Here is a 21628-nt window from a genome sequence, read left to right as displayed (position 1 = left end):
CACCCCCCCCGGCGCGGGCCCCCCCCCCCCCCCCCCCCCCCCCCCCGCCGCACGGGGTGGGTGAAGATGAGCCGGATGGACACGGGGAGCGACGGGCAGCCGGGGGACGACGTCGTCCTGCGGCCCGAGAGCCTGCTGCTCACCTTCTTCGGTGCGCACGTCCTCGGCCGGCCGGTCATGGTGGCCACGCCGAGCCTCATCGAGGTGATGGAGCGGGTGGGCGTCTCCCCGCACGCCACCCGCTCGGCGATCGCGCGGATGGTCACGCGCGGGCGGCTGGTGAGCCGGCGCAGCGGCCGGCAGGTCTACTACGGCCTGACCCCGCGGTCGGTCGAGGTGCTCAACGACGGCTACGTGCGCATCTGGCGCACCGGCGCGGTCAACCGGCACTGGGACGGCCGGTGGACGCTGCTGAGCTTCAAGCTGCCCGAGTCCTGGCAGCGGCAGCGGCACGAGCTGCGCACCCGGCTGCTCTGGGCGGGGTTCGGGCCGCTGCAGGGCGGGCTGTGGATCGCGCCGTCGGTGCCCGACCTCGACCGGATCCTCTCGGGCCTGGAGGCCGCCGAGCACGTGCGCGCCTTCGTGGCGCAGCCGCACGCCGGGGTCGACGCGGCCGCCATGCTCGCCGACGTCTGGGACATCCCGGCGCTGGCCCGCCGGTACGAGCGCTTCCTCGAGCGCTGGGACGGGGGGATCGCCGACCGGACCCACACCGATCCGCTCGGCCGCCAGCTGGCGCTGCAGGAGGAGTGGCGGCTGGCGCTGCGCCAGGAGCCGCAGCTGCCGGTCGAGCTGCTGCCCCAGCCGTGGCCGGCCGAGCGCGCCCAGGAGCTGTTCCACCGGCTGCACGCCCAGGTCGAGGTCCGGGCCCGCGCCGCGGCGGCCGAGATCCTCGACACGATCCCGGCCACCGAGGGCGCGGAGAGCGGCGCGTGGCCGGCGTAGCCGTACTGCCCGGAGACGTTGGTGCAGTGTGCGTTCGTGGCGGGTTCCGCGCCCAGGAGCCGCCACGAACGCACATCACCGACCGGGCTTGCCGAGGCCGGCGGGCGGTCCCGCGGTCACCCGAGGGAGGCCGTGTCGATGACGAACCGGTAGCGGACGTCGGAGGCCAGCACGCGCTCGTAGGCCTCGTTGACCTGATCGGCGGCGATCACCTCGACGTCGGCGACGATGCCGTGCTCGGCGCAGAAGTCGAGCATCTCCTGGGTCTCGGCGATGCCGCCGATCATCGAGCCGGCGTAGCTGCGCCGGCCGCCGATCAGCGACATGGCGTCGAGGCTCAGCGGCCCGGCGGGGGCGCCCACGTTGACCAGCGCGCCGTCGACGGCCAGCAGCGACAGGTACGCGTCCACGTCGATCGTCGCGCTGACGGTGTTGACGACCAGGTCGAACCGGCCGGCCAGCTGCGCGAACGTGTCGGGGTCGCTGGTCGCGAAGTAGTCGTCGGCACCGAGGCGCAGGCCGTCCTCCTGCTTCTTCAGCGACTGCGACAGCACGGTGACCTCGGCGCCCATGGCGTGCGCCAGCTTGACCGCCATGTGGCCCAGCCCGCCGAGGCCGACGACGGCGACCTGCCTGCCGGGGCCGGCGCCCCAGCGGCGCAGCGGGGAGTACGTGGTGATCCCGGCGCACAGCAGCGGCGCGGCGGCGGCCGGGTCGATGCCGTCGGGCACCCGGAGGACGAAGCCGGCGTCGACGACCACGTGCGTGGAGTAGCCGCCCTGGGTGGTGGTGCCGTCGCGGTCGGTGGCGGCGTAGGTGCCGACCATGCCGTCCAGGCAGTACTGCTCGTCACCGCGCCGGCAGTTGGCGCACTCCCCGCAGGAGTCGACCATGCAGCCGACGCCGACCCGGTCGCCGACCCGGTGGGTCGTGACGTCGGGGCCGACCTCGGCGACGACGCCGACGATCTCGTGGCCGGGGACGACGGGGAAGGGTTGCGGGCCCCAGTCGCCGTTGACGGTGTGGATGTCGGAGTGGCAGATGCCGGCGTACTCGATCGCGATGAGCACGTCGCGCGGGCCGACGTCCCGGCGCTCGATGGTGGTCGGGGCCAGGGGGCGGCCGGCGGCAGGGGCGGCGTAGGCGTTGACGCGCAAGGGAGTGGTGCTCCTCGTCGGTGGGTTCGGCTGGATGTCGGTCGGCGGCCGGGACGGCTCCGTGCTCGTCGTCGGCGGCCCCGTCCACCCCACGAAACCGCGCCCGGCGCACGCGCGGGGGGTCGGGTTTGTGGGGGGTAGCCGCGCGACCCCTCTCGATCCGCGCAGCGACGTAGCGTCGGAGCGGTGGACAACCGCTCCGACATCCGCGACTTCCTCGCCAGCCGCCGCGCCCGGATCACGCCGGAGCAGGCCGGGCTGCTGCCCGGGGGCGGACGGCGGCGTGTCCCGGGGCTGCGCCGCGAGGAGGTCGCCGTCCTGGCCGGGGTGAGCACCGACTGGTACACCCGGCTGGAGAAGGGCCACATCGCCGGCGTCTCCGAGGACGTCCTGGAGGCCGTCGCCCGGGCGCTGCGGCTGGACGAGGCCGAGCGGCTCCACCTGTTCAACCTGGCCCGCGCCGCCAAGCCCGGGCGCGCACCCCGGCGCCGCGGCAGGGCGCCGGTGCCGCCGCGCGTGCAGTGGATGCTCGACTCGATGACCGGGTCGGCCGCGTTCGTCGCCAACGGCCGACTGGACATCCTGGCGAGCAACACCCTGGGGTGGGCCCTGCACTCACCGCTGTTCGACGACCCCCACCGACCGGCGAACTTCGCGCGCTTCCAGTTCCTCGACCCCCGGGCGCGCGACTACTACCAGGACTGGGAGAGCGCCGCCGTCATCACGGTGGCCCTGCTGCGCACCGAGGCCGGGCGCGACCCCCACGACAAGGACCTGCGCGAGCTGGTCGGGGAGCTGTCGACGGTCAGCGAGGAGTTCCGGACCCGCTGGGCCGCGCACGACGTGCGCATCCACCACGCCGGCAGCAAGCAGTTCCGCCACCCGGCGGTCGGTCCGCTGGAGCTCGTCTACCACACGGTCGACCTGGCGCCCGCCGGCGAGGCGAGGCTCGCCATGACCGTCTACACCGCCGAACCGGGCACGCCGTCCGAGGACGGGCTCAAGCTCCTGGCCAGCTGGGCGGCGACCGCCGGTCAGGCCCGGTCGGGCGACCGGGCCTGACCGGCAGGACCCCCGCGGGGGTGGTTCAGCCGAGGACGCGGAAGACCGGCTCGGCGACGCAGACCGGCTTGTCGCCGCCCTCGCGCTCGATCACGGCGGCGACGGTGAGCTGGTAGCCGCCCTTGATCTCCTCGACGTCGGTGAGCGTCGCGGTCAGCCGGACCTTCGAGCCGACCGGCACCGGCGCGGGGAAGCGCACCTTGTTCAGGCCGTAGTTCACGGCCATCTTCGTGTCGGTCACGGTGAGCACCTGCGACCACATCGGGATGAGCAGCGACAGGGTCAGGTAGCCGTGCGCGATCGGCCCGCCGAACGGGCTCTCACGGTTCGCGCGCTCGACGTCGACGTGGATCCACTGGTGGTCGCTGGTGGCGTCGGCGAAGAGGCTCACCGACTCCTGGGTCACCTCGAACCAGTCGCTGGTGCCGACCTCCCGCCCCTTGTACGAGGGCAGCTCGGCGAGGGTGGTCGTGGTCGTCGTCATGCGGGGGTCTCCTCCAGGTACTGCGAGCGCAGGTCGGGTTTGCGGATCTTGCCGGTGGCGGTCTTGGGCAGCTCGTCGGCGAACTCGACCAGCCGGGGCACCTTGAAGCCGGCCAGCCGCTCGCGCAGCGCCGTCCGGACGGCCTCCGGGTCGCGGTCCACGTCGGGACCGACGACGAGGACGGCGAGGCCGACCTCGCCCCACTTCTCGTCGGGGACGCCGATCACCGCGGCCTCGACGACGCCGGGCAGCTCGAGCAGCGCGGACTCGACCTCGGCCGGGTAGATGTTCTCCCCGCCCGAGATGATCATGTCCTTGTACCGGTCGCGGATGTAGAGGAAGCCCTCGTCGTCGAACGAGCCGGCGTCCCCGGTGCGGTACCAGCCGTCGACGAGCACCTCGGCGGTCCGCTCGGGGTCCTCCCAGTAGCCCGCCATGACGTTCGGGCCCTGCACGACCACCTCGCCGACCTCGTCGACGTCGGCGTCCGTGCCGTCGGGCCGGACCACCCGGACGTCGGTGAAGAACACCGGCTTGCCGGCCGAGCCCACCTTGCGCACGGCGTCGGCCGAGTCGAGGACCGTGCAGCCCGGCGCGGCCTCGGTCATCCCGTACGCCTGCTGCATGGTCACCCCGCGGTCGAGCCAGGTGCGCAGCGTGGGGAGGGGGAGCGGGGCACCGGCGGCGCCGATGGTGCGCAGCTGGGAGAGGTCGCGGGTGCGGAACTCCGGCAGCCGGGCCATCGCGTCGAGCATCGTCGGGACGGCGAAGAACGAGTTGACCCGCTGCTCCTCGATGACCCGCAGCGTCTCGGCCGGGTCGAACCGGCGCACGACCACCGCGCAGCCGCCGCGCAGCAGCGTCGGGTTGACCGTGCCGTTGAGCCCGCCGATGTGGAACAGCGGCGCCAGCGCCAGGGTGCGCTCGGTCTGCGTGAAGTCGAAGCCGAGCAGCTGGTTGGTGGCGTTCCAGGTCATGTTGCCGTGGGTCAGCACCGCGCCCTTGGGCCGGCCGGTGGTGCCCGACGTGTACATGACCAGGCAGGGGTCGTCGAGCGAGACCTGCTCGTCGCGCGGCTCCGGGTCGGCCGCGGCGAGCAGCTCCTCGTAGGGCAGCGACGCCGTCCCGCCCTCGGCCGGCGGCTCGGCCGCGACCCAGGTGGGGACGACGTCGCGCAGCGCGTCGGCCAGCCGCCCGTGGTCGCGCCCGTGGACGACGACCGACGCGCCGGAGTGCTCGAGCACGTAGCGGGCCTCGGGCGCGGTGAGCCGGGCGTTGACCGGCACCCAGATCGCGCCGAGCTGACCGCAGGCGTACAGCGTCTCCAGCGCCGAGGGGTGGTTGCCGCCGGTCCACGCGACGCGGTCGCCCCGGCGCACGCCCAGGCCGGCCAGCGCGCCGGCGGTGCGCCGGACCCGCTCGGCGAACCCGGCGTGCGACGTCGTCCGCCCCTCGAACCAGACGGCGTCGCGTTCGGGCGAGATCCGCAGCCGCCGCTCCGGCCAGGAGCCCAGTCCGGCGTTACGCACCGCGCAGTCCGAGGGCCCGGATGGCGTTCTCCTTCATGATCAGCGGCTTGACCTCGTCGCGGATCTCGAGCCCCTCGAAGTCCTTGATCCACCGCTCGGGCCGCAGCAGCGGGTAGTCGCTGCCGAACAGCACCTTGGTCCTGAGCATCGTGTTCGCGGCGCGGACCAGCTGCGGCGGGAAGTACTTCGGCGACCAGCCCGAGAGGTCGATGTAGACGTTCGCCTTGTGCTGGGCGACGGCGATCGCGCTGTCCTGCCAGGGCACGGAGGGGTGGGCCATGATGATCGTCAGGCCGGGGAAGTCGGCGGCGACGTCGTCGAGCAGCATCGGGTCGGAGTAGCGCAGCTTGATGCCGCGCCCACCGGGCAGGCCGGAGCCGATGCCGGTCTGGCCCGTGTGGAAGAGCGCCGGGACGCCGAGCGACTGCAGCTCCTCGTACAGCGGGTAGTGCCGCCGGTCGTTGGGCTCGAACGCCTGGATCGACGGGTGGAACTTGAACCCGCGGACGCCGTGCTCCTCGACCAGCCGCCGGGCCGTGCGCACGCCCGAGGCGCCGCGGGCCGGGTCGATGGACCCGAAGGGGATGAGCACGTCGGGGTGCTGGGCCGCGGCCTCGGCGATCTCCTCGTTGGACAGCGTCGGGTGGCCGATGGCCAGCTCGCTGTCGACGGTGAAGACCACCGCGGCCATGTTCTGCGCGCGGTAGTCCTCGGCGATCTGCGGCACGGTCGGGTGGTACGGGTCGCCCTTGAAGTACTTCGAGGCGGCCGCCAGCAGCTCGTCGTCCAGGGACAGGTGGCCGTGCGCGTCCTGCTCGACGTGCACGTGCACGTCGATGGCGACGACCTTGTCGAGGTCGATCGTCACTTCGGGGGCTCCGGCAGCTGCTGGCCGACGGTCTGCTGCGAGCCGGCGAACTTCTCGGGCCACACGCCGGCGATCGCGTCGGCCGGCCAGCCGGTGCCGTCGGCGAGCTCGACGACGACCTCGGCCGGGTGGCTCCACAGCGCGAGCCGGTCGCCGCCGATGCCCACGGCCTGGCCGGTGACGTCCTTGGCCGCGTCGGAGGCGAGGAAGGCCACCAGGCCCGCGGCGTCCTCCGGCGTGCCGAACCCGAGCTGCTGGCGCGCGAACGGCGGCAGCGGCTCACCCGCCTGCAGCGCGTCGATGTAGGGCTTGAGGAAGGGCACGGTCTCGGTCATCGCGGTGGCGGCGACCGGCACGATCGCGTTGACGGTGATGCCGGCGCGGGCCAGCTCCATCGCCCAGGTGCGGACCATGCCGACGATGCCGGCCTTGGCGGCGGCGTAGTTGGTCTGGCCGAAGTTGCCGACCTGGCCGGTGGGGGAGCCGACGCAGATGACCCGGCCGCCCTCGCCCTGCTCGCGCATGCGGATCGCGGCGGCGCGGGTGCAGGTGAACGTGCCGCGCAGGTGCGTGGTGATGACGGCGTCGAACTGCTCGTCGGTCATCTTCCACAGCGTGGTGTCGCGCAGGATGCCGGCGTTGTTGACCAGGACGTCGAGCCGGCCGAATTCCGTCACGGCGCGGTCGACGAGGGCCTGCGCGGCCTCGCTGGTGCCGACGGGCACGACCTCGGCGACGGCGGTGCCGCCGGCTTCGGCGATCGACTTCACCGCCGCCTCGGCGACCGACTCGTCGACGTCGTTGACGACGACGGCGGCGCCGGATCGGGCGAGCTCGGTGGCGTAGGCGAGGCCGAGGCCCCGTCCGCTGCCGGTGACGATGGCGACCTTGCCGGTCAGGTCCACGGGCGCTCCTCGGGGAACCACAGGGGGATGCCCGCACGGGGCATCGTTGCCGGCTCGGACGCTAGGCCGATATCGTGGAGGTTGTCAACGATTGAGGAGTTCACCGATATGACGGCGCTGACCGACGACGTCGGCTTCCTGCTGACGCGGGCGAGCGGGCTCGCCGTCCGGGCCACCAACGCCGCGCTGGCCGACGTCGGCCTGCGGGTGCGCCAGTACTCCGTGCTGGTGCTGGCCGACGACGCGCCGGACGGGATCTCCCAGCGCGACCTGGCCGAGGTGCTCGGCCTGGACCCCAGCCAGGTGGTGGCGCTGGTCGACGAGCTGGCCGCCGCCGGGCTGGTCGAGCGCCGGCCGTCGCCGACCGACCGCCGGCAGCGGCTGGTCGCGGCGACGGCGCAGGGTGTGCGGCTGCGGCGCCGGGCGGAGCAGCGGGCGGCCGCCGGGCTGCAGGGGCAGCTGGGCGGCCTGTCGCCCGCCGAGCAGGAGACGCTGCGCGGCCTCCTGAAGCGGGTCGTGAGCACGGACACCGGTGAGGACGCGCGCCGGGCTGGGTAGTCCTCCGCGCATGCAGCACGATCCACTACCGGGCGAGGACGACGTCGCCCGCGACGACGAGCAGGCGCTGTCGCGCGCCGAGGGCGGCGGGCCGAGCGACGAGCCGGACGCCGGCACGACCACGGGCACCGGCGAGTCCGGCACCTTCGTCGGTCGGGTCGCCGGTCAGGACGTCGGGTACGCGGGGGAGACGGGGGCCGAGCGTCGCGCGGCCGAGCAGTCGGGATGAGGGTCGGCCTCGTCCTCGGCGGGGGCGGCGTGGTCGGGCAGGCGTACCACTCCGGCGTCCTCGCCGTCCTGCAGCACGACTTCGGCTTCGACGCCCGGCGGGCGGACCTGATCGTCGGCACCTCGGCCGGCTCGATCACCGGCACCCTGCTGCGCCTCGGCGTCTCGCCGGAGGACCTCGCCGCCTGGACGGTGAAGGCGCCGCTGTCCAGCGACGGCGACGTCCTCGAGCAGCTGGCCGGCACCGAGCCGCCCGAGCTGGCGCCGTTCCGGCCGCTCGACGTGATCCGGCGGCCGGCTCGGCTGCCCGGCTGGGAGATGGTCCACCGGGCGGTGACCCGGCCGTGGCGCTTCCGCCCGATGGCCGCGGGGCTGGCCCTGCTGGCGCCCGGGCGGCACGACATCGCCGAGCAGCTGGCCGCGCTGCGGGAGCTCGAGGACGGCGGGTGGCCCGACTCGCTGTGGATCACCGCGGTGCGCCGGCGCGACGGCCGGCGCGTGGTCTTCGGCCGGCCGGGCTCGCCCCCGGCGCCGCTGCACCTGGCCGTGGCCGCCTCGTGCGCCGTCCCGGGCTACTTCACGCCCGTCACCGTCGCCGGGCACGCCTACGTCGACGGGGGAGTGCACTCGCCGACCAACGCGGCGCTGCTGCGGCACTGCGGGCTCGACCTGGTGATCGTGGTGTCGCCGATGAGCGGGCCGCCGGGGCTGCGCCCGGACTTCTACGCGGCCACGCGGCGGTACTCGGCCCGCCTGCTGCGGCGCGAGGTGCGCGCGCTGGAGAAGGCCGGTGTGCAGACGGTCGTGTTCACGCCCGGTCAGCCGGAGCAGGCGGCCATGGGCGACGACATGATGTCCCGCGCGCGGCTGCACGAGGTGCTGCAGCAGTCGTTCTTCGCCGCCGGCGCCCGGGCGGCCGCCGAGGACGCCCACGAACTGCTGCGCCGCGCCGCCGGCTGATCAGGACGACCCGCGCTGTGTGGTCGCCGCCCGCGCGGCAGACCGCGTGGGTCGCGACCGCACGGCGTGGGTGAGCACCGGCCGCGGGCCTCAGTCGGGGCGGCGGCGGCCGATCTTGGAGCCGAGCCAGGTCAGCGGGTCGAACCTGCGGTCCACCACGCGCTCCTTGAGCGGGATGATCCCGTTGTCGGTGAGGTGGATGCCCTCGGGGCACACCTCGGTGCAGCACTTGGTGATGTTGCAGTAGCCGAGCCCGTGCACCTCCTGGGCGGCGTCGCGGCGGTCCTCGGTGTCCAGCGGGTGCATGTCCAGCTCGGCCAGCCGGATGAGGAAGCGCGGGCCGGAGAAGGCCTTCTTGTTCTCCTCGTGGTCGCGGATGACGTGGCAGGTGTTCTGGCACAGCCAGCACTCGATGCACTTGCGGAACTCCTGCGAGCGCTCGACGTCGACCTGCGCCATCCGGTGGTTGCCGTCGGCGTCGCGCGGCTGCGGGGAGAACGCGGGCACCTGGGCGGCCTTGGCGTAGTTGTAGGAGACGTCGGTGACCAGGTCGCGGATCACGGGGAACGTCCGCAGCGGCGTGACGGTGATCGTCTCGTCCTCGGCGAAGGTGCTCATCCGGGTCAGGCACATCAGCCGCGGCCGGCCGTTGACCTCGGCGCTGCACGAGCCGCACTTGCCGGCCTTGCAGTTCCAGCGGACGGCGAGGTCGCCGGCCTGGGTGGCCTGCAGCCGGTGGATGATGTCGAGGACGACCTCGCCCTCGTTGACCTGCACCGTGTAGTCGCGCAGCTCGCCGCCGCCGGCGTCCCCCCGCCACACCCGGAAGCGGGCGTCGTAGCTCATGGCTGCTCCTCGAAGATCTCGCTCAGGTCGGACGGCATCCGGGGGAGCGGCTGCCGGGTCACGACGACCCCGCCGCCGGGCGGGCGGGTGCAGACGAGGTTGGTCTTCGCCCACTCGGCGTCGGCGGCCGGGAAGTCGTCGCGGGTGTGCCCGCCGCGGCTCTCCTGCCGCTCCAGCGCCGCCTTCGCGATGCACTCGCTGACCACGAGCATGTGCGGCAGGTCCAGCGCGAGGTGCCAGCCGGGGTTGTACTGCCGGTGCCCCTCGACCGACAGCCGGGCGATGCGCTCCTCGAGCGAGCGGATCCGCTCGAGCGCCTCCTTCATCTCCGGCTCGGTGCGGATGATGCCCACCAGGTCGTGCATCGTCTGCTGCAGGTCGTGCTGGACGGCGTACGGGTTCTCGCCGCCCTCCCGCTCGAACGGCGCCAGCGCGGCCCGGGCGGCGTCGGCCAGCGCCTCGTCCGGGATGGCCCGCGCCCGCCGCGACCGCGCCTGCTCGGCCGCCGCCACCCCGGCCCGCCGGCCGAACACCAGCAGGTCCGACAGCGAGTTGCCGCCCAGCCGGTTGGAGCCGTGCATCCCGCCGGCCACCTCGCCGGCCGCGAACAGCCCCGGCACCCGTGACTGCGCGGTGTCCGGGTCGACCTCCACCCCGCCCATCACGTAGTGGCAGGTGGGCCCTACCTCCATCGGCTCCTTGGTGATGTCGACGTCGGCCAGCTCCTTGAACTGGTGGTACATCGACGGCAGCCGCTTGCGGACGTAGTCGGCCGACCGGCGGGAGGCGATGTCGAGGAACACCCCGCCGTGCGGCGAGCCGCGGCCGGCCTTGACCTCGCTGTTGATCGCCCGGGCGACCTCGTCACGCGGCAGCAGCTCGGGGGGCCGCCGGTTGTTCTTCTTGTCCGTGTACCAGCGGTCGGCCTCCTCCTCGGTCTCCGCCGTCTCCTTGCGGAAGAAGTCCGGGATGTAGTCGAACATGAACCGGTTGCCGGCCGAGTTGCGCAGCACGCCGCCGTCGCCGCGGACGCTCTCGGTGACCAGGATCCCGCGCACCGACGGCGGCCAGACCATGCCGGTCGGGTGGAACTGGACGAACTCCATGTTGACCAGCCCGGCGCCGGCCCGCAGCGCCAGCGAGTGGCCGTCGCCGGTGTACTCCCACGAGTTCGAGGTGACCTTGTACGCCTTGCCGATGCCGCCGGTCGCCAGCACCACCGACGGCGCCTGCCAGGCGACGAACCGGCCGGACTCGCGCCAGTACCCGAACGCGCCGGTGATCCCGTCGGTGTCCTGCAGCAGCCGCGTGACGGTGCACTCCATGAACACGTCGATGCCGAGCGCCACCGTGCGCTGCTGCAGGGTGCGGATCAGCTCCAGACCGGTGCGGTCACCGACGTGCGCCAGCCGGGCGTAGCGGTGCCCGCCGAAGTCGCGCTGGCTGATCAGCCCGTCGTCGGTGCGGTCGAACAGCGCGCCCCAGTCCTCGAGCTCGCGGACCCGGTCGGGCGCCTCCTGCGCGTGGAGCTGGGCCATCCGCCAGTGGTTGAGCATCTTCCCGCCGCGCATGGTGTCGCGGAAGTGCACCCGCCAGTTGTCCTCGGGGTAGAGGTTGCCCATGGCCGCGGCGATGCCGCCCTCGGCCATGACCGTGTGCGCCTTGCCCAGCAGCGACTTGCAGACCACCGCCGTCCGGGCGCCGGCTTCGTGCGCCGCGATCGCCGCGCGCAGCCCGGCGCCGCCGGCGCCGACCACGACGACGTCGTAGGCGTGCTCCTCGAGCTCCATCAGAAGAACCTCACGTCCGAGATCACGTCGGCGGCCAGCAGGAAGACGTAGAGGTCGGCGAGCGCGACGCTGAACATCGACACCCAGGCGTACTGCATGTGCCGGGCGTTGAGCTTCGACACGAACCCCCAGAACCGGTACCGCACCGGGTGCCGGGAGAAGTGGTTGAGCCGCCCGCCGACGATGTGCCGGCAGGAGTGGCAGGACAGCGAGTACAGGAACAGCAGGACCGCGTTGACCAGCAGCACCAGCGTGCCGAGGCCCATGTGCCCCCACTCGCCGGTCTCGTCGCGGAAGGCCAGGACCGCGTCGTAGAACAGGATCACGTTGATGACCAGCGCCGCGTAGAGGAAGTAGCGGTGCACGTTCTGGAAGATCAGCGGGAACCGCGTCTCGCCCGTGTACTTCCCGTGCGGCTCGGCCACCGCGCACGCCGGCGGGGAGAGCCAGAACGCCCGGTAGTAGGCCTTGCGGTAGTAGTAGCAGGTCAGCCGGATCCCCAGCGGGAAGATCAGGATGTAGATCGCCGGGGAGATCCACGTCGGCCCGGTGAAGAACTCCGGGAACGTGTCGCCCTCGCACCGGGTCGACAGGCACGGCGAGTAGAACGGCGAGATGTAGGGCTCGGCGAAGTAGTACGCGTTCTGGAACGCCCGGAACGTCGCGTACACGACGAAGGCGAGCAGGACGGCGACGGTGATCGCCGGCTGCACCCACCAGCGGTCGGTGCGCAGCGTGCGCCCGGTGATCGCGGCGCGGGCGGTGGCCGCCGACCAGATGGGGCGCCGGGCGGTGCCGCGCCGGGGCACGCGCAGCGGCGCCTGGCCGGGCGGGGCACCGTTCCGGCGGCGCCGGCCGAGCAGCCCGGCGAGCCCCGCGACCGACGCGGCCGCCAGCCACGGACCCAGCCGACGGCGCAGGCCGTCCTCGGTGCCGGGTCTCGTGCCCCGGGGCGCGGTGGTGGTCATGGCGCGAGGCGGTCATCGCCGACCGCGGGCCGATCGGGATCCGCGTCCTGCTCCAGCGCCATCGCTGCCCCCCGGTGTGAGGCCGACCACAGTGCGACGAAGCGCAGTCGATCACGAACGGCCCGTTCTGGAAAGAGGGGCGCGCGATCGGGGGATCAGCGGGCGCGGGGCAGCTCCCGCGCGGCACCGACCAGCGACGACGGGGCGAGGTCGGCGGGGTCGGCGCACCGCACGTCGGCGACGACGGCGGTGACGTTGTCCTCGGTGCCGGCGGCCAGCGCGGCGTCGAGCAGCCGCCGCACGGCGACGGCCGGGGTGGGCGAGTCGGCGAGCAGCGCGCGCAGCTCCGCGGGCGGGACGGCGCCGGAGAGGCCGTCGGAGCACAGCAGGAGCCGGTCGCCCGGCTCGGCCGGCAGGGCGCTGACCACGACCGAGGCGGGCTCGCCCGGGCGGCCGTGCAGCGCGGCGAGGACGACGTGGCGCAGCGGGTGCCGCCGGGCCTGCTCCTCGGTGATCGTGCCGGCGTCGAGCAGGCTCTGGACCAGGGTCTGGTCGACGGTCAGCCGCAGCAGCCCGCCCCGGCGCAGCAGGTGCGCCCGCCCGTCGCCGACGTGCGCGACGACGAGCCGGCCCTGCGGCGTCAGGGCCGCGGCGGTGAGCGTGGTCGCCATGCCGGTCAGCGACGGCTGCCGGGCGACGGCGGCGGCGAGGTCGTCGTTGGCGGCGTCGACCGCGCCCACCAGGTCGGGGGCGGCGGGACCGGCGAGCTCGGCCACGCGGCGCAGCCGGTCGACGACCAGGGCCGCGGCGGTGGCGCCGCCGACCGAGCCGCCGACGCCGTCGGCCACCGCGACCAGCCGCGGACCGGCCAGGCCGGCGTCCTGGTTGTCCGGACGCGGGCCGGCGGTCGAGCCGGCCGCCGTGTCCAGGGCGAGCCCGGCCACCGCGGAGAGCAGCAGCGGCTGGGTCCCGGACACGCCCCCAGTGTGGCGCGGATTCCTGTGCGCTTCCTGGACGGCGTCGCGGGCCCGCCGGGCAGATCAGACGGTGGCCGCCGGGGCCGGCGTGGTGCCGGGGCCGCCGGGCACGAAGGCCGGTGCCCACCAGTCCCAGATCACGGCCTCGGCGAAGGCGTCGGCGACCACGGGGGACGCGGTGCCGGCGTCGAGGCGGCCGTCGCGGTCGGTGTCGGCCGCCGTCGCGTCGGCCGTGCCGTCGCCGTCGGAGTCGACGGCGACCTCCTCGACGGCGCCGTCCGCGTCGCGGTCGAAGGCCCAGACCTCCGGCCGCGCGTCGCCGTCGCGGTCGACCGCCACCGCCTCGGTCGACCCGTCGGCGTCGCCGTCGAGCACCCAGGTGTCGTCGGCGCCGTCGCCGTCGTCGTCCACCGCGAAGGCGTCGGTCCAGCCGTCGGCCGACAGCGGGTACGAGGTGTAGGGCACGGTGCCCGCCGACGCCGAGATCGCGCCCGGCAGGGCGAGCGCGGCCACCGCCGCCAGGGGGACGCCGGCGCGCAGGAGCAGGGTGCGGGGCAGGGTGCTGCGGGACATCGGAGGGCCTTCCTCGGGGTCGTGGACTCGCTCGCCGAAGAGGGTGGGGGACGGCGCTGAAGAGGCGCTGAAGCCGCCTCAGAGGCCGTGCTCGGCGAGCACGGCGGCGAGGGGGAGCGCCTCGCCGCGGGCGCTGGCCGCGGCGAACTCGTCCGGGTGCAGCCGCGGCCGCACCAGCCGGTCGCGCAGCAGGACGTGGTGGAAGAAGCCGGCGGTGTCGGAGAACAGGGCACCGCCGGCGGCCGCCACGAGCTCCGCCGCGGTGGTCCAGTCGTCGCGGCAGGCGGCGGCGTAGCCGAGGGCCAGGACGACGTCGGGGTCGGCCTGCCGGCCCTCCCGCTCGGCCCGCTGCCTGGCCTGCTGCAGCGGGGCCAGGTAGGGCTCGCCCTCGGCGATCCGCGACAGCGCCTCGGAGTAGGTGGTCAGCCAGTTCTCGTCCAGGCCGCTGACCCGCAGGTGCGCGTGCTGCGCGTCGATCAGCCGGCGCAGCCGGGCGGCGTCCCGGTCGACGAGCGCCACCAGCCAGGCGGCCCAGATGGCCAGGTAGGTGTCGTAGTCGGCGCCGCCGGCCGCGAGCAGCTGCGCGGCCTCGCCGGCCAGCCCGTCGGTGTCGCCGAGCAGCAGCCGGACGACGACCCGGTAGGCGTCGTCGAGCCGCACGAGGCCCGGCTCGTCCGCCGCGACGGCCTGCGCGCGGGCCTGCGCGAGCCGCGCCAGCGCCACCCGCGGCCGGACGGCCTGGGTGATCGCCGCGTAGTGCGCCGCGACCGCCGCGCCCCCGGGGTCGCCGGCCGCCTCGACGACCTCCGCCGCCGCGCCGGCGGCCGCGGCCAGCCGCCGGGGGTCGCCGGCCCCGATGCCCACGTCGGCCTGCAGCACGAGCGCCCACAGCCGGTCGGCCGGTGCCAGGTCGCGGGCGAGGAGCTGGTCGACCCAGCGGCGGCCCTCGGCGTAGGAGACGGCGTTGCGCCACAGCGTGGCCAGCCCCAGGGCGACGTCGACCGCCGCGGGGGTGTCACCGGCGGCCAGGCTCGTCGCGAAGGCCAGCCGCACCGTCTCGAGGTCGTCGCGGCTGCGGGCCGCCGTCGCCGCCGACAGCCAGCGCCGGGGGCGCGGCAGCTCGCGCGCCCGGTCCACGACGAAGGCGCGCAGCCGCTCGGTCACCTCCGGCCGAAGGCCGGCCTCGTCCAGCCGCTGCGCGGCGAACAGCCGCAGCGTCTCCAGCAGCCGGTAGCGGCGGGTGGCGGGGTCGTGGACGACGAGGCTCTTGGCCACCAGGTCGCCGAGCAGCCGCGTCGCCGTGGCGGCGTCGACGTCGCCGGCGACCGCGGGGACGGCGGCGAGCGGGAAGTCGGCGGGGAACACGCCGAGCCGGGCGAACAGGTCCTGCGCCTCGGGTGCGAGCAGCTGGTGGCTCCACTCCACGGTGGCCGACAGCGCCGAGTGGCGCTCGCCGGCGCGCGGGCGGGCGCCGGCGAGCAGGGTGAGCCGGTCGTCGAGGCGCTCGAGCAGCTCGTCGATGCCCAGCGAGGTCAGCTGGGCGGCGGCCAGCTCGATGGCCAGCGGCAGGCCGTCCAGGCGCCGGCACAGCTCGGCGACGCGCGGGTCGGCGACGTCGGCGCTGCCCGGGCCGGCCGCGGCCGCGGCCCGCTCGGCGAACAGCTCGGCGGCCTCGCTGCCGAGCGGGCCCACCCGGTGCACGACCTCACCGTCGACCCGCAGCGCCTCCCGGCTGGTGGCGAGCACCCGCACGCGCGGCCCGGCGTCGAGGACGGCGTCGACCAGCTCGGCGCTCTCGTCGACCAGGTGCTCGCAGTTGTCCAGCAGCAGCAGCGCCGGCCGGCCGCCGAGCAGCGCCGCGAGCCGCGCGGGCTCGACGGCGCCCACGCCCTGGACGCCGGCCGCCTCGGCCACCGCCCGGACCAGCCCCGCCCCGTCGCGCACCGGAGCCAGCTCGGCGAGCACGACGTCGGTGTCGGCGGCCACCCGGCGGGCCACCGCCAGCGCGAGCGTGGACTTCCCGGCGCCGCCCGGCCCGGTCAGCGTCACCAGGCGCGACGAGCGCAGCCGCGCCCCGACCGCGGCCAGGTCGTCGTCCCGCCCGATGAGGCGGGTCCGCGCGGGCGGCAGGCGGAGCCGGGTGGCCCGCTCGGGCGGCGCCGCCTCGACGGCGCGGCGCAGCGCGGCCGCCGCCGGGCCCGGCTCGGCGCCGAGCTCCGCGCGGAAGACCGCGGCCATCCGGTCCAGCGCCCGCAGCGCGTCGGACCGCCGTCCCTCGCGGAGGAGGACGCGGGCCAGCGCCAGGTGCGCCTCCTCGTCCAGCGGGTCGACCTCGACCAGCTCGGCGAACCGGCCGGCCGTCCGCAGCAGGTCCAGCCGGCGCTGCCGCAGGCGCTCGCGGGGCTCCTCGGTCCACGGCTCGTAGAGGTCGTCGGGGAGGAGGTCACCGGCATACCGGTCGGGGTCGCCGGCACGGTCGAACTCCTCGGCGTCGACGGTGACCTCCGCGTCGGGGAAGAGCGCGACCGTCCCCGCGGACAGCACGATGCCGTCCTTGCCGCCCAGCGCCGCGCGGGCGTAGTGGGCCGCGGTGTGCAGGCGCGGGGCGGCCTCGTCGAGCAGCAGGTCGGGCCACAGCGCGTCGACCACGCGGTCGCGCAGCAGGCGGTGGCCGGGCTGCAGCGCGAGCAGCTTCACCAGCGCCGACGCCGAGCGCCGGGACCAGGCCTGCTCGGGCACCGGCCGGCCGTCGACCTCGACGCCGAACCCGCCCAGCAGCCGGACCTGCACGCGCATCGTGGGCCTCCGGGATTGCGACCGGCGGAGTCTAGGGCGGTCCGGGCCGGAGCGGGAACGGCCCGGCGCCGAGCCCGGCCGGGACGGCCGCCCGGTGCTCCTCCTCGCCGCGCCGGGAACGGGGTGTCGGGTCCCGCGGGTCCGGGAAGACCTGAGGGCGGTCGACGGAGCAGACGTCCACCCGAGCGTTCGCGGGGCCCGGAACACCGGACGGACAGCCATGGCCGAGAGCACTGCGCTTCAGGGGTCGACGACGGTGGGCCTCTACGGCAGCCGGGTGGGGGAGCGGCTGCTCCGCGCCGCGCTCACCGAGTTCCTGGGGACCGCGGTGCTGGTCTTCGTCGGCACCAGCGTGGCGGTGGCGAACGCGGTGACGGGGCAGGCGGTCTACGACCTGCTCGCGGTCGTGCTCGCATTCGGCGTCGTCCTGGTCGCACTCGTGGCGGCCCTCGGGCACGTCTCCGGGTGCCACCTCAACCCGGCGGTCACCCTCGGGCTGGCCGCGACCGGGCGCTTCCCGTGGTCCGCCGCGGGCGCCTACGTCGCCGCCCAGCTGGCCGGTGGCCTGGCCGGAGCCGCGCTGACCTGGGCGGTAGGTGGGAGCCGGGCCCGCGACGAGGGCCGGCTCGGCGCCACGGTGCCCGCCGACGACGTCTCTGCGGTGCGGGCGTTCCTCGTCGAGACCCTCGTGACGTTCGTCCTCGTCCTCGTCGTGGTCTCGGTCGCCACCGACGAGCGCGCGCAGGGTGCGGCCGCACCCGTCGCCGTCGGGCTGGCCCTGGCGGCCGGCATCTTCGTCGCCGGCCCGCTGACCGGCGGTGCCGTGAACCCCGCCCGCGCGTTCGGGCCGGACGTCCTCGCCGGCGAGTTCGCCCCCCTCTGGATCTACCTCCTCGCGCCGACCCTCGGCGGCGTGCTGGCCGCGGTCGTCTACGACCGGCTGCTGGCACCCACCGAACCGCCGGAGGTGACGTAGCGGGGCCGGCCCACGGCCGTCGGTGCCCCTGGCCGGGTGCCATGATGGCGGCGCCCCGTCCCCCGCACCTCCCGACGGTGGCGGACACCAGCGAGAAGGGACGAGGCCCTGAGCGGAGTGCTCTCCGACCTGCCCGCGACCAGGGTGCGCGCGGCGATGCTGGCGACCTACGCGGCGTTCATCGGCAGCGGGTTCGCCTTCGCCAACTGGGCGGCGCGCATCCCGCAGGTCCGCGACTCGCTCGCGCTCAGCTCCGCCGAGCTGGGCCTGGTGCTGCTCGCCATCGCGGCCGGGTCGGTGGTGGCGCTGCCGGTCGCCGGGCCGCTGGTCACCCGGTTCGGGTCGGGCCGCACGGTGGCGGCGATGGCGGTGCTGATGTCCGCCGCCCTGGCGCTGGCCGCCGTCGGGCACCTGGCCGGGGTGGTGCCGCTCGTCGCCGGTCTGTTCCTGTTCGGCCTGGGCAACGGCGCCTGGGACGTCGCGATGAACGTGCAGGGCGCGCGGGTGGAGACGGAGCTGGGACGGTCGATCATGTCCCGGTTCCACGCCGGCTGGAGCCTCGGCACGGTCGCCGGCGCGCTGGTCGGCGCGGGCGCGGTGGTGCTCGACGTCCCGGTGGCCGTGCACCTGGTCGTCGTCGCCGTGCTGGTCGGCGTGGCCGTCCCGCTGGCAGCCCGCCGCTTCCTGCCCGACACCGGTCCCGCCGGGCACGAGGAGCGACCGGCGGGTGGCGCCCGCGCGGCCCTGGCCGCCTGGCGCGAGGGCCGCACCCTGCTGGTCGGGCTGTGCGTGCTGGCCTTCGCCTTCGCCGAGGGCGCCGCCAACGACTGGATCAGCGTCGCGCTCATCGACGGCTACGACGCGCACGCGGCCACGGGCGCGCTCGGCTTCGCCGTCTTCCTCTCGGCCATGACCCTCGCGCGCTGGTTCGGCCCCGCGCTGCTCGACCGCTACGGCCGGGTGCCCGTCGTCCGGGCCATCGCGGCGGTGGCGACGGTCGGTCTGCTGCTCTTCGTCTTCGCGCCAGGCGTGCCGCTGGCGCTCGTCGGCGCCCTGCTGTGGGGGATCGGCACGTCGCTGGGCTTCCCGGTGGGCATGAGCGCCGCGGCCGACGACCCGGTGCACGCGGCGGCCCGGGTCAGCGTCGTCGCCTCGATCGGCTACTGCGCCTTCCTCGGTGGCCCGCCGCTGATCGGCTTCCTCGGCGAGGGGGGAACGGTGCTCCGGGCGCTCACCGTCGTCGCCGTCCTGCTGGGGCTCTCGGCGCTGCTCGCCTCGGCGCTGCGGCCGCTGCCGGCGGCCGACCGCCCGCGAGAGGCCCCCGATCACGCGGACCAGGGGCCTCCCGGACGTCAGAAGTAGTGTCTCCGTCCGCCGACCGCCCGGCCGGTGGACCCCAGCAGGAGCAGGACCAGCCCCACGACGACCACGATGATGCCGATCGTCCAGAGGATCGAGATCTTCAGGAGCAGTCCGAGCAACAGCAGGATGAGACCGAGGATGATCACGTTCCGCCCTCCCTAGTGAGCGCATGCTTCGACCCCGTGGGCGGAGCGGGGATGTCCCGTGATCACCTCCGCCATGCACGGTGTCACCCGTCCGGGTGTCGAGGGCCGGTGCCGGACTCCGCCGCGTGGCCGCCCGCCGGGCGCGGCTGCACGTCGCCACCGCCTCGCGGCTGATCGCCGAGCTCACCGGCCACGACCTGCTCGCCCGCGAGCCTGGGACGGCATCCCGGTCGGCGTGCGGCCCGCCTGACGCGGAGTCCCACGACGCGGAGACCGCGCTCGTGGGACTCCGGATCACGCGTCGGGGAAGAGCGCGGCCAGGCCGAGGCGGGTGGGCCGGCGGAACGGCTGCCACGCGTCGGCCGGCTGGGCCAGCCGGTCGGCCACGACCCACAGCACGGCCGGGTCCAGCCCCATCCCGAGGTGGCCGGCGCGGACGGCGACGTTCTCGCTGAGCGGGCCGGTCTGCTGCAGGCAGGCCCGCCAGTCGACGACGCCGTCCCACCGCGAGTAGACCGACGTGCTCGGCACCGGCAGCGGCCGGCGCAGCCCCCAGCCCGACCTGCCGGCCAGGGCGAACGGCGAGCCGAGCGTGACGACCTGGCGCACCTGCTCCGGCGCGCGCAGCGCCAGCCGGCGGGCGTAGATGCCGCCGAGGCTCTGCCCGACGATGCTCACCGGTGACCCGTGCTCGGCGTGCAGGCGGGCCAGCAGCCGGGGCAGCTCGTCGAGGACCTCCTGCGTGGGGCCGCGGTTGCGCCCGAGCGCCCAGCCGACGACCGGGTGGCCGAGCCCGCGCAGCCAGCGGCGCAGCGCGCCGGTGGACGCGTCCGACGCCCCCAGCCCGGGCAGCACGAGCACCGGGTGCGCGTCGCCGCGCGGGGCGACCGCGAGCAGGGGCAGGGACGCGGCCAGCGCACCGGCGCTGGCCGCCGCCCGCACCGGTTCGGTGGCGGCCAGCAGGCCGCGTCGCCGTCCGGCCGCGGTCACTCGGCCATCGGCGGGAGCAGCCGCGGCTGGAACACCTCGTCGATCGGCCGCGGCCCGACGTACTGCCGGCAGGTGCACGGCACCCAGGTGTGCCCGGCCCACCGGCCGCGCTTGTCGTAGCTGTCACGGCGCAGCTCGGCGTAGCAGGTCGAGGTCTCGGTGTCGTGCTGGCTGAGCGGGTGGCCGCAGCCGCACACCGGCGTCATCGGCTTGGGCGGGGGAGCGGGCCGCCGGCCGAGCCGGCCGACGACGAACCCCACCGCCAGCAGGGCGCCGCCCACCACCAGGCTGATCGGATCCACCGTCGCTCCTCCCGTCGCGTGCCCTCCCGACGGTAGCGCGCGGCGCGCGTGGTCAGCCGGTCGTCTTCCCCCGCCCGCTCACGGCGTCGCGCAGGTGGTCGAGGAGGCTGGCGACCGGCCCGGCCACGGTGCGCACGACGCCCTCGTTCGGCGTCAGCGGGTGCGCACGGGTGGGCGCCATCTTCTTGACCGCCTCCACCTTCCCGGCCATCTGCACCAGCTCCGCCTGGCTGAAGGTCGAGCGCAGCTCGGCGAACATCCGGCTCTCCTCGTGCTCGACGTGGTGCCGGATCTCGCGGATCAGCGTCTGCACCTCGGCGTCGAACTGCGGGTCGTCGGGGTCCATCCGCTCGAGCCGCTTCATCGTCTCCTCGGCCTCGGCGTGCTCGTGCTTGGAGTGCTCGGCCTCCTCCTCGTCGACCTGCTTCTCCACGGCCGGGTAGACCTGCGTCTCCTCGGCGACCGAGTGCTTGACCAGGCCGATCGTGACCTCGTCGACGAGCTCGCGCTTGCGCCGCAGGTCGTCCTCCCCGGTCCGGCCCACCAGCGCCTCGAGCTGGGTGAAGATGCGGTCGAACTCGCGGTGGTCGGCGGTGAGCAGGTCGACCACGTCGCGCTGCGTCGTGTCGGTCATGGCGACTCCTGACAGAAGGTGCGGATGCCGGTTCGATGCCCTCGGCAGGGTGCCGCCACACCCGCGGCCCGGAGCCGTCCGAAATGGCCTGATCGGGGCGGTTGACCACCGGTGGCGCGGGTTACAAGCACCGACGTGGAGACCTACGCCGTCGGCTTCGCCCGCCCCGACCGCTGGTCCCGGGAGAGACCGGCGGAGGAAGCGCGTCCCTGGCACGCCGTGGAGGCCCACCGGCCGCCGGCCGAGCTGGACGGGGAGGTGGAGCTCGCCGTCTGCGGGGCCATCGTGCAGGTGTGGGGCTCGCAGAAGTGGGAGCGGGTGGGGGCCGGGCGCACCGCCTGCCCCGAGTGCGCCCGGGTCACCGCGGCCAGCCGGCCGCTGACCCGCACCGGCTGACCGCCTCGGCGCGGCCGATGCTCCTATGGATCGTCAAGCGGCTCGGGCCGGTGGTGAGGTGAGCAGGTAGTAGAGCTCGCGGGCGATCAGTCGTTTGAGGCATCGGATGATGTCCTTCTTCGACAGCCCTTCTTCGGTGCGGCGCTGGACGTAGGCACGGGTGCGGGGATCCCAGC

23 protein-coding genes are annotated in these 21628 nt (G+C 75.1%); 8 read left to right on the top strand and 15 right to left on the bottom strand.

Features of this window, described 5'->3' with window-relative positions; genetic code table 11:
- The first annotated feature begins 75 nt into the window (after positions 1-75).
- Positions 76-945, top strand: a complete 870-nt coding sequence (locus ACI8AF_RS26280; RefSeq protein WP_456542730.1) for a PaaX family transcriptional regulator — start codon at positions 76-78, stop codon at positions 943-945.
- Between the two features lie 116 nt (positions 946-1061).
- Here the strand turns inward: ACI8AF_RS26280 and ACI8AF_RS26275 are convergent, their stop codons facing one another.
- Positions 1062-2102, bottom strand: coding sequence for an NAD(P)-dependent alcohol dehydrogenase (locus ACI8AF_RS26275; protein ID WP_456542729.1), 1041 nt, complete (start codon positions 2100-2102; stop codon positions 1062-1064).
- 186 nt (positions 2103-2288) lie between these two features.
- Between ACI8AF_RS26275 and ACI8AF_RS26270 the strand changes: the two genes are divergently transcribed.
- Positions 2289-3164, top strand: coding sequence for a helix-turn-helix transcriptional regulator (locus ACI8AF_RS26270; RefSeq protein ID WP_456542728.1), 876 nt, complete (start codon positions 2289-2291; stop codon positions 3162-3164).
- Positions 3165-3189: 25 nt separating this feature from the next.
- On the opposite strand, the gene ACI8AF_RS26265 is transcribed toward ACI8AF_RS26270, so the two are convergent.
- Genes ACI8AF_RS26265 through ACI8AF_RS26250 form a run of 4 tightly spaced genes read right to left on the bottom strand, consistent with a single transcriptional unit; the run spans position 3190 to position 6950 of the window.
- Positions 3190-3648, bottom strand: coding sequence for a MaoC family dehydratase (locus ACI8AF_RS26265; protein ID WP_456542727.1), 459 nt, complete (start codon positions 3646-3648; stop codon positions 3190-3192).
- A complete protein-coding gene (locus ACI8AF_RS26260) occupies positions 3645-5177 on the bottom strand; it encodes an acyl-CoA synthetase (RefSeq protein WP_456542726.1) in 1533 nt (510 codons plus the stop codon). The genes ACI8AF_RS26265 and ACI8AF_RS26260 overlap by 4 nt, the downstream gene beginning before the upstream one ends.
- Positions 5170-6039 (bottom strand): amidohydrolase family protein, encoded by an 870-nt coding sequence (locus ACI8AF_RS26255; protein ID WP_456542731.1) that lies wholly within the window; start codon positions 6037-6039, stop codon positions 5170-5172. The genes ACI8AF_RS26260 and ACI8AF_RS26255 overlap by 8 nt, the downstream gene beginning before the upstream one ends.
- 2 nt (positions 6040-6041) lie before the next feature.
- Positions 6042-6950, bottom strand: coding sequence for an SDR family NAD(P)-dependent oxidoreductase (locus tag ACI8AF_RS26250; protein ID WP_456542725.1), 909 nt, complete (start codon positions 6948-6950; stop codon positions 6042-6044).
- 108 nt (positions 6951-7058) lie between these two features.
- Between ACI8AF_RS26250 and ACI8AF_RS26245 the strand changes: the two genes are divergently transcribed.
- The 3 genes from ACI8AF_RS26245 to ACI8AF_RS26235 are packed head-to-tail and all read left to right on the top strand — an operon-like array spanning position 7059 to position 8696.
- A complete protein-coding gene (locus ACI8AF_RS26245) occupies positions 7059-7508 on the top strand; it encodes a MarR family winged helix-turn-helix transcriptional regulator (protein WP_456542724.1) in 450 nt (149 codons plus the stop codon).
- A 10-nt stretch (positions 7509-7518) separates the two neighbouring features.
- Positions 7519-7737, top strand: a complete 219-nt coding sequence (locus ACI8AF_RS26240) for a hypothetical protein (RefSeq protein ID WP_456542723.1) — start codon at positions 7519-7521, stop codon at positions 7735-7737.
- Complete coding sequence (locus tag ACI8AF_RS26235; protein WP_456542722.1) at positions 7734-8696, top strand: patatin-like phospholipase family protein; 963 nt, start codon at positions 7734-7736, stop codon at positions 8694-8696. The genes ACI8AF_RS26240 and ACI8AF_RS26235 overlap by 4 nt, the downstream gene beginning before the upstream one ends.
- A gap of 90 nt (positions 8697-8786) precedes the next feature.
- On the opposite strand, the gene ACI8AF_RS26230 is transcribed toward ACI8AF_RS26235, so the two are convergent.
- From ACI8AF_RS26230 to ACI8AF_RS26205, 6 genes are all read right to left on the bottom strand, one after another.
- Positions 8787-9542, bottom strand: a complete 756-nt coding sequence (locus tag ACI8AF_RS26230; RefSeq protein WP_456542721.1) for a succinate dehydrogenase/fumarate reductase iron-sulfur subunit — start codon at positions 9540-9542, stop codon at positions 8787-8789.
- The gene (locus ACI8AF_RS26225) at positions 9539-11332 is read right to left on the bottom strand and encodes a fumarate reductase/succinate dehydrogenase flavoprotein subunit (protein WP_456542720.1); all 1794 of its coding nucleotides are present in this window, start codon (positions 11330-11332) and stop codon (positions 9539-9541) included. The genes ACI8AF_RS26230 and ACI8AF_RS26225 overlap by 4 nt, the downstream gene beginning before the upstream one ends.
- Positions 11332-12300, bottom strand: a complete 969-nt coding sequence (locus tag ACI8AF_RS26220) for a hypothetical protein (protein ID WP_456542719.1) — start codon at positions 12298-12300, stop codon at positions 11332-11334. The genes ACI8AF_RS26225 and ACI8AF_RS26220 overlap by 1 nt, the downstream gene beginning before the upstream one ends.
- A gap of 155 nt (positions 12301-12455) precedes the next feature.
- Positions 12456-13277 (bottom strand): PP2C family protein-serine/threonine phosphatase, encoded by an 822-nt coding sequence (locus ACI8AF_RS26215; RefSeq protein WP_456542718.1) that lies wholly within the window; start codon positions 13275-13277, stop codon positions 12456-12458.
- A gap of 63 nt (positions 13278-13340) precedes the next feature.
- Positions 13341-13850, bottom strand: coding sequence for a hypothetical protein (locus tag ACI8AF_RS26210; protein ID WP_456542717.1), 510 nt, complete (start codon positions 13848-13850; stop codon positions 13341-13343).
- A gap of 78 nt (positions 13851-13928) precedes the next feature.
- Positions 13929-16646, bottom strand: a complete 2718-nt coding sequence (locus ACI8AF_RS26205; protein WP_456542716.1) for an ATP-binding protein — start codon at positions 16644-16646, stop codon at positions 13929-13931.
- Positions 16647-16866: 220 nt separating this feature from the next.
- On the opposite strand from ACI8AF_RS26205, the gene ACI8AF_RS26200 reads away from it, so the two are divergent.
- Positions 16867-17622, top strand: coding sequence for an MIP/aquaporin family protein (locus ACI8AF_RS26200; protein WP_456542715.1), 756 nt, complete (start codon positions 16867-16869; stop codon positions 17620-17622).
- Positions 17623-17778: 156 nt separating this feature from the next.
- Positions 17779-18984: an MFS transporter gene (locus tag ACI8AF_RS26195; RefSeq protein ID WP_456542714.1), complete on the top strand. Its 1206-nt coding sequence runs from the start codon at positions 17779-17781 to the stop codon at positions 18982-18984.
- Here ACI8AF_RS26195 and ACI8AF_RS26190 read toward each other — a convergent pair.
- From ACI8AF_RS26190 to ACI8AF_RS26175, 4 genes are all read right to left on the bottom strand, one after another.
- Positions 18975-19130 (bottom strand): DUF6131 family protein, encoded by a 156-nt coding sequence (locus ACI8AF_RS26190; protein WP_456542713.1) that lies wholly within the window; start codon positions 19128-19130, stop codon positions 18975-18977. The two genes, ACI8AF_RS26195 and ACI8AF_RS26190, sit on opposite strands and share 10 nt — an antisense overlap.
- Before the next feature lie 294 nt (positions 19131-19424).
- Positions 19425-20120: an esterase/lipase family protein gene (locus ACI8AF_RS26185; protein WP_456542712.1), complete on the bottom strand. Its 696-nt coding sequence runs from the start codon at positions 20118-20120 to the stop codon at positions 19425-19427.
- Entirely contained in the window at positions 20117-20422 is a 306-nt protein-coding gene (locus tag ACI8AF_RS26180) for a hypothetical protein (protein ID WP_456542711.1), read from the bottom strand. Before ACI8AF_RS26180 ends, ACI8AF_RS26185 begins: the two co-directional genes overlap by 4 nt.
- A 52-nt stretch (positions 20423-20474) precedes the next feature.
- Positions 20475-21056 (bottom strand): hemerythrin domain-containing protein, encoded by a 582-nt coding sequence (locus ACI8AF_RS26175; RefSeq protein WP_456542710.1) that lies wholly within the window; start codon positions 21054-21056, stop codon positions 20475-20477.
- A 135-nt stretch (positions 21057-21191) separates the two neighbouring features.
- On the opposite strand from ACI8AF_RS26175, the gene ACI8AF_RS26170 reads away from it, so the two are divergent.
- Positions 21192-21452, top strand: a complete 261-nt coding sequence (locus ACI8AF_RS26170) for a hypothetical protein (RefSeq protein ID WP_456542709.1) — start codon at positions 21192-21194, stop codon at positions 21450-21452.
- Positions 21453-21628 lie beyond the last annotated feature (176 nt).

This window comes from Blastococcus sp. SYSU D00669, assembly GCF_054050715.1.
The sequence above is the reverse complement of the archived record's forward strand: the minus strand, read 5'-3'. Positions and strand labels throughout refer to the sequence as shown.

What these genes read in the sequence shown, in the direction of transcription:
- ACI8AF_RS26280 (WP_456542730.1), top strand. Translation starts at nt 76, where the DNA reads ATGGACACGGGGAGCGACGGGCAGCCGGGGGACGACGTCGTCCTGCGG.
- ACI8AF_RS26265 (WP_456542727.1), bottom strand. Translation starts at nt 3,648, where the DNA reads ATGACGACGACCACGACCACCCTCGCCGAGCTGCCCTCGTACAAGGGG.
- ACI8AF_RS26245 (WP_456542724.1), top strand. Translation starts at nt 7,059, where the DNA reads ATGACGGCGCTGACCGACGACGTCGGCTTCCTGCTGACGCGGGCGAGC.
- ACI8AF_RS26240 (WP_456542723.1), top strand. Translation starts at nt 7,519, where the DNA reads ATGCAGCACGATCCACTACCGGGCGAGGACGACGTCGCCCGCGACGAC.
- ACI8AF_RS26235 (WP_456542722.1), top strand. Translation starts at nt 7,734, where the DNA reads ATGAGGGTCGGCCTCGTCCTCGGCGGGGGCGGCGTGGTCGGGCAGGCG.
- ACI8AF_RS26230 (WP_456542721.1), bottom strand. Translation starts at nt 9,542, where the DNA reads ATGAGCTACGACGCCCGCTTCCGGGTGTGGCGGGGGGACGCCGGCGGC.
- ACI8AF_RS26225 (WP_456542720.1), bottom strand. Translation starts at nt 11,332, where the DNA reads ATGGAGCTCGAGGAGCACGCCTACGACGTCGTCGTGGTCGGCGCCGGC.
- ACI8AF_RS26220 (WP_456542719.1), bottom strand. Translation starts at nt 12,300, where the DNA reads ATGACCACCACCGCGCCCCGGGGCACGAGACCCGGCACCGAGGACGGC.
- ACI8AF_RS26210 (WP_456542717.1), bottom strand. Translation starts at nt 13,850, where the DNA reads ATGTCCCGCAGCACCCTGCCCCGCACCCTGCTCCTGCGCGCCGGCGTC.
- ACI8AF_RS26205 (WP_456542716.1), bottom strand. Translation starts at nt 16,646, where the DNA reads ATGCGCGTGCAGGTCCGGCTGCTGGGCGGGTTCGGCGTCGAGGTCGAC.
- ACI8AF_RS26200 (WP_456542715.1), top strand. Translation starts at nt 16,867, where the DNA reads ATGGCCGAGAGCACTGCGCTTCAGGGGTCGACGACGGTGGGCCTCTAC.
- ACI8AF_RS26195 (WP_456542714.1), top strand. Translation starts at nt 17,779, where the DNA reads ATGCTGGCGACCTACGCGGCGTTCATCGGCAGCGGGTTCGCCTTCGCC.
- ACI8AF_RS26175 (WP_456542710.1), bottom strand. Translation starts at nt 21,056, where the DNA reads ATGACCGACACGACGCAGCGCGACGTGGTCGACCTGCTCACCGCCGAC.